Source organism: Methylorubrum podarium (genome assembly GCF_022179745.1).
Lineage (GTDB): Bacteria > Pseudomonadota > Alphaproteobacteria > Rhizobiales > Beijerinckiaceae > Methylobacterium > Methylobacterium podarium.
In genome coordinates this window covers 1-7,821 of record NZ_BPRD01000421.1, presented here as the reverse complement: position 1 = coordinate 7,821, position 7,821 = coordinate 1, and the positions used below count along the sequence as shown (strand labels likewise).

At 67.5% G+C, this 7,821-nt stretch carries 6 protein-coding genes; 4 read left to right on the top strand and 2 right to left on the bottom strand.

Annotated elements, in window-relative coordinates; all coding sequences use genetic code 11:
- Nucleotides 1–351: 351 nt before the first annotated feature.
- Both groL and groES read right to left on the bottom strand, forming a co-directional pair.
- Nucleotides 352–1,992 (bottom strand): chaperonin GroEL, encoded by a 1,641-nt coding sequence (gene groL, locus MFF42_RS19810; protein WP_238257289.1) that lies wholly within the window; start codon nt 1,990–1,992, stop codon nt 352–354.
- Between the two features lie 84 nt (nt 1,993–2,076).
- Nucleotides 2,077–2,367 carry a co-chaperone GroES gene (gene groES, locus MFF42_RS19805; protein WP_012457015.1) on the bottom strand — a complete coding sequence of 97 codons (291 nt, stop codon included), beginning with the start codon at nt 2,365–2,367 and terminating at the stop codon, nt 2,077–2,079.
- A gap of 214 nt (nt 2,368–2,581) precedes the next feature.
- Between groES and MFF42_RS19800 the strand changes: the two genes are divergently transcribed.
- From MFF42_RS19800 to MFF42_RS19785, 4 genes are all read left to right on the top strand, one after another.
- On the top strand, nt 2,582–3,586 hold the full coding sequence (locus MFF42_RS19800; protein ID WP_238257288.1) for a magnesium transporter CorA family protein: 1,005 nt from the start codon (nt 2,582–2,584) through the stop codon (nt 3,584–3,586).
- Nucleotides 3,587–3,917: 331 nt separating this feature from the next.
- A complete protein-coding gene (locus MFF42_RS19795) occupies nt 3,918–5,921 on the top strand; it encodes a transglycosylase SLT domain-containing protein (protein ID WP_238257287.1) in 2,004 nt (667 codons plus the stop codon).
- 147 nt (nt 5,922–6,068) lie between these two features.
- On the top strand, nt 6,069–7,529 hold the full coding sequence (locus MFF42_RS19790) for a lipopolysaccharide biosynthesis protein (RefSeq protein WP_238257286.1): 1,461 nt from the start codon (nt 6,069–6,071) through the stop codon (nt 7,527–7,529).
- An 83-nt stretch (nt 7,530–7,612) separates the two neighbouring features.
- Nucleotides 7,613–7,821, top strand: a 209-nt coding sequence (locus tag MFF42_RS19785) for an FAD-binding protein (RefSeq protein WP_238257285.1), incomplete at its 3' end; no start/stop codon positions are given.

Sequence of the window (7,821 nt, the reverse complement as noted above, 5' to 3'; positions counted from 1 at the left end):
AGCCGGGCGCGATCGGCGATCTGCGAGAGCTGATCGGCCATCAAACCGTCGATCCGGATTCCGTCGGCCAGCGCCTGCATCAGGCCGAGCATCTCCTCGCGGAGGCGCAGGGACGGGGGCGATGGGGCGGGCGTACGATCCGTCACGGTGTTCGCAGACATCTGGCCGGTCACGGGACGAGGCTGCCGAGAGACGGAACCGCCAGCCATCGCATAGGATAGTGTCCACCGCTTTTCTTGAGAACGGACCGTTCCCGTCCCGGCCGTTCGCGCCCGACGCTCCGGGCGCTCAAAAGAGAAAGGGGCCGCCTCGCGGCGACCCCCTCTTCCGATCTTCGATGGATGCTTGGACTTAGAAGTCCATGCCGCCCATGCCGCCGCCCGGCATCGCCGGAGCGGGGCTGTCCTTCTTCGGCGCGTCGGCGACCATGGCTTCCGTGGTCACCAGCAGGCCGGCCACCGAGGCGGCGTCCTGAAGGGCGGTGCGCACGACCTTGGCCGGGTCGACGATGCCGGCCTGGATCATGTCGACGTACTCTTCGGTCTGCGCGTTGAAGCCGAAGGTCTCGGAGCCGGTGTTGTCGGTGATCTTGCCGACGACGATCGAGCCCTCGACGCCCGCGTTCTGGGCGATCTGGCGCAGCGGAGCCTCGAGCGCCTTGAGCACGATCTTGATGCCGGCCTGGACGTCCGGAACGTCGGACTTCAGCTCGGCGACCGCCTTCTTGGCGCGGAGCAGGGCCGTGCCGCCGCCCGGAACGATGCCCTCTTCCACCGCGGCGCGGGTGGCGTTGAGCGCGTCGTCCACGCGATCCTTCTTCTCCTTGACCTCGACCTCGGTCGCGCCGCCGACGCGGATCACCGCGACGCCGCCCGCGAGCTTGGCGAGACGCTCCTGGAGCTTCTCACGGTCGTAGTCCGAGGTGGTCTCCTCGATCTGCGCCTTGATCTGGCCGACGCGGGCCTCGATGTCGGCCTTCTCGCCGAGACCGTCGATGATCGTGGTGTTCTCCTTCTCGATGCGGACGCGCTTGGCGCGGCCGAGCATCGGCAGGGCGACGTTCTCGAGCTTGATGCCGAGATCCTCGGAGATGGTCTGGCCCTTGGTGAGGATCGCGATGTCCTCGAGCATCGCCTTGCGGCGATCGCCGAAGCCCGGAGCCTTCACCGCCGCGACCTTCAGGCCGCCGCGCAGCTTGTTCACGACGAGGGTGGCGAGCGCCTCGCCCTCGATGTCCTCGGCGATGATGAGCAGCGGCTTGCCGGTCTGCACCACGGCCTCGAGCACCGGCAGCATCGGCTGCAGCGAGGAGAGCTTCTTCTCGTGGATGAGGATGTAGGGATCCTCGAGCTCGGCGACCATCTTCTCCGCGTTCGTGACGAAGTACGGGGAGAGGTAGCCGCGGTCGAACTGCATGCCCTCGACGACGTCGAGCTCGGTCTCGGCGGTCTTGGCCTCCTCGACGGTGATGACGCCCTCGTTGCCCACCTTCTGCATGGCGTGGGCGATCATCTCGCCGATCTCGGTGTCGCCGTTGGCGGAGATCGTGCCGACCTGGGCGACCTCTTCGGAGGAGGCGACCTTCTTGGCGCGGGCGGTGATGTCCTTCACCGCGGCCTGGGTGGCGAGGTCGATGCCGCGCTTCAGGTCCATCGGGTTGATGCCGGCGGCGACGTACTTGGCGCCCTCGCGGACGATCGCCTGGGCCAGCACCGTGGCGGTGGTGGTGCCGTCACCGGCGATGTCGTTGGTCTTCGAGGCCACTTCGCGCACCATCTGGGCGCCCATGTTCTCGAACTTGTCGGCGAGCTCGATCTCCTTGGCGACCGTCACACCGTCCTTGGTGATGCGGGGGGCGCCGAAGCTCTTCTCGATGACGACGTTGCGGCCCTTGGGGCCGAGGGTGACCTTGACGGCATCCGCGAGGATGTCGACGCCGCGCAGCATCTTGTCGCGAGCGTCGGCGGAGAAACGAACGTCTTTCGCTGCCATGTGAGTACCTGCCTCAGATGAGAGTATCGGAAAGCCCTGAAGCCTGCGGGAGCGGCCTCGAAGGGCGATGGAACGGGGTCGGCCTTAGGCGGCGACGACGCCCATGATGTCGGATTCCTTCATGATCAGGAGATCCTGGCCGTCGATCTTGACCTCGGTGCCGGACCACTTGCCGAACAGAACGCGGTCGCCGACCTTGACGTCGAGGGCGTTGACACGGCCCTGCTCGTCACGGGCGCCGGGGCCGACGGCGACGATCTCGCCCTCTTGCGGCTTCTCCTTGGCGGTATCCGGGATGATGATGCCGCCCTTCGTCTTCTCTTCGCTCTCGATGCGACGGACGACGACGCGGTCGTGCAGCGGACGGAACTTCATGAGCTGCCCTCTTGCTTCGAAATGGCGGTTGGTCTTCATGCGGCCGGGGGCGACCGCGCTCCACCTGTTTGTTAGCACTCTAAGCAAGTGAGTGCTAACGACGGCCGCGAGATAGGCGCGGGCCGATTTCGAGTCAAGGCGCAGCTTCCTAACGGCTGCGGCGTTTTCGCACGAATTTCTCGCGCAGCCCGGACGAGACGGACGATTCTTCCCGATGATGAGCCTGCATGGGGCAAACGGCGCCGTCGAGCACGGCGGCGCGGAGGGCGGCGCGAGCCTGCCCGATCACGCGCTCTGGATCGACCTGAACGATCCGACCGCCGAGGAGGCCGAGCAGGTCGAGCGCAAGACGGGCATCCGCGTGCCCTCGCGCGCGGCGCTGAGCGAGGTCGAATCGTCGAGCCGCCTGCGCCGCAACCGCGACGGCCTCTCCCTCTCGACGCCGATGGTCACCTTCGACCGTTCGGATTTCAGCCTGAAGCCGCTGGGCTTCCTGCTGAATGCGGACCACCTCGTCACCGTGCGCTTCCACGAGATGCGGGCCTTTGCGGCGGTCAGAAAACGTGTGGACGACGGCGATGGCGACGGAGGGTCCAGCACGCGGATGTTCCTGCTCGTGGTCGAGGAACTGGTCGACAACCTCGCCGACCTGCTCGAGGAGATGTCCGGCGACCTCGACTCGCTCTCGACGCGCATCTTCGATTTCGATTCCGGCGCCCGGCCCGGTGCCCGCAAGGGCGATTCCACCGCTCCCAAGCGGCGCGACCTCGCGCTGCGCCGCCTGCTCCGCTCGGTCGGCCGCCACGGGAAGTCGTTGTCGAAAGTCCGCGCGAGCCTGCTCGGGCTCGGGCGCATCATCGCCTTCGCCAAGAGCGAGTGCGGCCAGATCCTCAAGGCGGACGATGCACCGCGCTTCGATACCCTGGCGGGGGACATCGCCTCGCTCGACGAGTTCGAGACGCGACTCTCCGAGACCGTTCAATTCCTGCTCGATGCCACGCTCGGCCTCATCAACATCGAGCAGAACAACGCCTTCCGCATCCTCACCGTCGTATCGGTGGTCGGCGTGCCGCCGACGCTCGTCGCCTCCATGTACGGCATGAACTTCAAGCACATGCCGGAACTCGACTGGGTCTACGGGTATCCCTACGGCCTCGCGCTGATCGCGATCTCGGCCGTCGTGCCGCTGCTCTATTTCCGTTCGAAGGGCTGGCTGTAAAGGCGCGGCTCTGACCGCTCGGCCCGAACACATGAGCTGAGTTCTCGACAAAGACAAGACAGGTCTTTTTCGAGTTATGCGGAATGGAATGCGGCCTCTCTGCCGCATCACGCATTGAATATATAAATTCATCAAATAATGAGATAATTTTCATCTTATCTCGAGTCATCTACTGATGTCAGGCCGCTCTTTCCTGCCGAGAGCCGCACATTTTCATCTTCGGCCTGCAAACTGAGGTATTGCGCCTCGCGCCGAAAGCATGAAAATATCGCCGAAATTGATAAAATCCTTTGATTCGCAGGTTATTTGCCGTCTCACCAGGAGTGGGTCGATGGAAGTACCGGATTTCGTCAAGACGATCCTTCGCAACGCCGCGCCGACCCTGTTGACGGCTTTGGGGTTGCCGCCGCCGTTCAGCAACATCGCCGCCTCCGTCGTGACCGGCGTTCTCGACAAGTATCTGCCGCAGTCGCCGGTCGCCTCTCCGCCCGCGACGAAGCCGCCGCTCACGCCCGAGCAGGTCACGGACATCGTCCGCACGAAGGCGGACGACCCTCAACTGATCCTCGACCTCAAGAAGGCCGAAGCCAGCCTGCGACAGTACGAACTCGATGCCGGCATCCGCTTCGCCGAACTCGAGATCAAAGACCGGCAACGGGCCGGCGACTTTCAGCAATCGACCGGATTGGCGCTGCGCAGCTTCAACGTCGGCATGGCGATCGTGATCCTCGCGGTGGCCGGCATGTTCATGATGATCGCCGGCGCGCTCTACATCTCGCTCGGCGGTTTCACGTTCGATCCGGGAAAGGCGGAACTGACGACCGCCGCCTTCAGTCTGATCGGCACCGCGGTCGGCTTCATCAACGGCATCGCCGCGACCATCGTCTCCTTCTACTACGGCAGCAGCCAGGGCTCGAAGGAGAAGAGCGACGTCATCTCGACCGCCGTCCGCAATCTCGGCGAGGGCATCGAGCGCGTCGCCGCGCGCGAACCCACCGTGATCGCCGCACCTGCGCCCGTACCCGCGCCGGCCCCGGACGCGGACCCAGAGGTGGCCTCGCCCAAGTTGCTGGAGCCGGCCAAGCCGGCCGATGCGAGCACCCTCACCGACGCCCTTCCCGGCCTGACCAAGCCGCACCGGTTGTTCCCGGACAGCGTGGCCTGGAACCTCGGCGCCGCCGGGATCGGCGTCGACGGTGCGCAGCCGCAGGGCACCTACGGACAGCCTCTGACCGTGCGCAAGATCTGGCTCAAGTACGGCGAGGCCTGCGCCGCCAGCGCGCGGGCCTACGGCGTGCCGGTCGAACTGATCGTCGCGACGATCGCCACCGAGAGTTCCGGCGATCCGACCGCCCGCCGGCGGGAGCCCAAGATCAACGACGAGAGCGTCGGCCTGATGCAAACCCTCGTCCGCACGGCACGGGGCGCCCTCGGACGCGGCAGCCTGCGGGGCGACGATCTCCTCGACCCGGCAACCTCGATCGCCGCCGGCACCGCCTACATCGCCCAGCAGCGAGCGCAGACGCATTTCGACCCGCCGCTGGTCGCCGCCGCCTACAATGCCGGCTCCCTGCGTCGCGACGACAGCGACAAGAACCGCTGGCGGACCCATTGCTACCCGGCTGGGACCGGCCAGCACATCGACCGCTTCGTCGCCTGGTTCAACGACTGCATGGAAGTCGCGGGCAAGGACGGTTGGGGCGGCGGTGGAACTCCGAGCTTCGCCGTCGCTCTCACAGGGGCAGGAGGCGCTGCGACGAAGCCGGCCGCGCCGTTCGTCGCCGGCACCGGCACGGGGACGACCTTTCCGCCGGCACCGGATTTCGTCCCTCTGAAGAACACCGCGGCCCGGCAGGCGCTGTTCGGGACGTTCCAGTACGTCCTCGATCCCCAACCCGACAATCCGGAGCATATCCGGATCACGGACGGCTGGGACAAGAAGGAGATCGTGAACGTTCAGGTCACCACCCTCGACGTCGCCGGCAGGAAAGGGCCCTTCGCCTTTCCGTTCAACCGGAAGGCGGCGCCGCAACTGCAGGCGCTCTGGGCCGCGTGGGAGAAGGCCGGGCTGCTCGACCGCATCCTGACCTTCGACGGCAGCTTCGTGCCCCGGCTCATCCGCGGATCGCAGGCCTCGCTCAGCTGCCACGCCTTCGGCGCAGCCTTCGACATCAATGCCGCCTTCAATCCCCGCGACAGGATCCCAGCGACCATCGACAAGAAGGGATCGGTCCGCGAACTCGTGACCATCGCGAACGCCCACGGCTTCTTCTGGGGCGGACATTTCAGGACCCGCCTGGACGGCATGCATTTCGAGGTCGCCAAGCTGCTGTAGCCCCGCCGCCTCTCGCCCGACCGATTCCGGATTGGCCCCGGCCTCGGCGTGCCGGGGCCTGTCCGTTCAATCTTTCTTTGGGTCTCGCCTCAAATCTGCCCTGGCGCGTTCCGAACGAGCGGCAGATCCGAGCGAGCCCGATCCTTCATGGCCGTCATCGCCGCCTTCATCCTCAATGCCGGGCTGAATTTCGTCCTCGGCATCGCCATCGCCCGGATGCTGGGTCCGGCCGATTTCGGCCGCTTCGCCCTGGCGACGGCGGGCGCGGTGGTGCTCAACACCCTCCTGTTCGAGTGGCTGCGGCTCTCGGCGACGCGGTTCTACTCGGCGCGGGTGCGCGAGGCCGAGCCGTGGATCCGCCGCGGGCTCGACCAGGCCTACGGGGCCGTCGCCCTGGCGCTGTTCGCCGCCGCCGCCCTCTGCGCCGGGCTCGGGATCGCCGTCAACCCGACCCCCGAGGGCCGGCTGGTGATGACCGCCGGCACCATGGTCGCGGCGATCGGCATCGGGTTGTTCGACTACCACGCGGCGCTCGCCCGCGCCCGCTTCATCGGCGGCGCCTACCTCCGGCTGGTGGTGTGGAAGAACGCGCTCGCCTTCGTGCTGATGGCGGGCACGGCGTGGCTGTTTCCGCAGCCGGTCTGGGTGCTGATCGCGGGGGGCTTGAGCCAGTTCCTGGCGGTGCTGCCGATGCGCAAGGTCCTCGGCGACGGGCTGCTCGGGCACGCGCCGGCCCTGCCCCGGGGCAAGGCCCGGGAGACCCTGCGCCTGTTCGCGGTCTACGGCCTGCCCCTGATCGCGGCCAACGCCGTCTACCAGATCATGCCCTTCCTCAACCGCGCCGCCATCGCCGGGACCGCGGGCTTCGCCGAGGCCGGCTACTTCGCGCTCGCCGCCGATCTCGGCTCGCGGGCGTTTTCCACGCTCGGCGCGGCGCTCGACCTGCTCCTGTTCCAGATCGCCGTGCAGGCCGAGGAGCATCACGGCCGCGAGGCCGCCGAGACCCAGGTCTCGCGCAACATCGCCATCGTGGTGGCCCTGCTCCTGCCCTGCGCCGCCGGCTACTGGGCGGTGACGCCCGCGCTCCAGGCGCTGATCGTGCCGGAGGAGTTCCGCGGCCCGTTCGCCGACTATACCGACTGGCTGATCCCGGGGCTGCTCTGCCTCTCGATCATGAACTTCGCCCTCAATCCCGTCTTCCAGATCCGGCGCCGGACCAGCCCGGTCGTCTCCGCCGCCCTCGTCGGCCTGGCCGTCAATGGGATCGGCATCCTCCTCCTGCCGCGGTTGATGGGGCCGCAGGGCGTCGCCGTCGCGCAGACCCTGGGTCTCACGGCGGCCGTCGTCGTGCTCGGCGGCAAGGCGCTGATGGGCGTCGAACGGCTGCGTCTGCCGGGCCGCGACCTCGCCCTGACCGCGGGCGCCTGCCTCGCCATGATCTTGAGCGTCCTGCCGTTCCGGGGCCTCGAACCGGCGCTCGCCCTGCCGGCCTGCGTCGCCGTCGGCGTGCTTGTCTACGGCGCGCTGGTCTGGTTCCTCGACATCGCGGGGCTTCGCACGATCGTGCGGGAGCGTTTTCCGAAGCGGCTTCCCGCGGCCGCGCGGTGACTTCGGCTTGCCAGCTTCGCCCAATCGGGGTTTGAGTCCGGCCTTTCGAGAAACGTTCAAAAACACCCCACGGGACGGAAACGATGACCTCATACGCGCCGGCCAACGAGCAGGAGGCGGCCGCCATCGTCGCGCAGGCCGCCGGCCGGTCGGAGCCGCTGCGGCTCGTCGGCGGCGGCACCAAGGCGGCGTTCGGCCGTCCGCCCCAGGACGAGGCGACGCTTTCCGCGACGGGGCTCACCGGCATCACCCTCTACGAGCCCGCCGAGATGGTGGTCGCCGCGCGGGCCGG

Coding starts and splice junctions, on each gene's coding strand:
- groL (WP_238257289.1), bottom strand. CDS start 1,992: ATGGCAGCGAAAGACGTTCGTTTCTCCGCCGACGCTCGCGACAAGATG.
- groES (WP_012457015.1), bottom strand. CDS start 2,367: ATGAAGTTCCGTCCGCTGCACGACCGCGTCGTCGTCCGTCGCATCGAG.
- MFF42_RS19790 (WP_238257286.1), top strand. CDS start 6,069: ATGGCCGTCATCGCCGCCTTCATCCTCAATGCCGGGCTGAATTTCGTC.
- MFF42_RS19800 (WP_238257288.1), top strand. CDS start 2,582: ATGATGAGCCTGCATGGGGCAAACGGCGCCGTCGAGCACGGCGGCGCG.
- MFF42_RS19795 (WP_238257287.1), top strand. CDS start 3,918: ATGGAAGTACCGGATTTCGTCAAGACGATCCTTCGCAACGCCGCGCCG.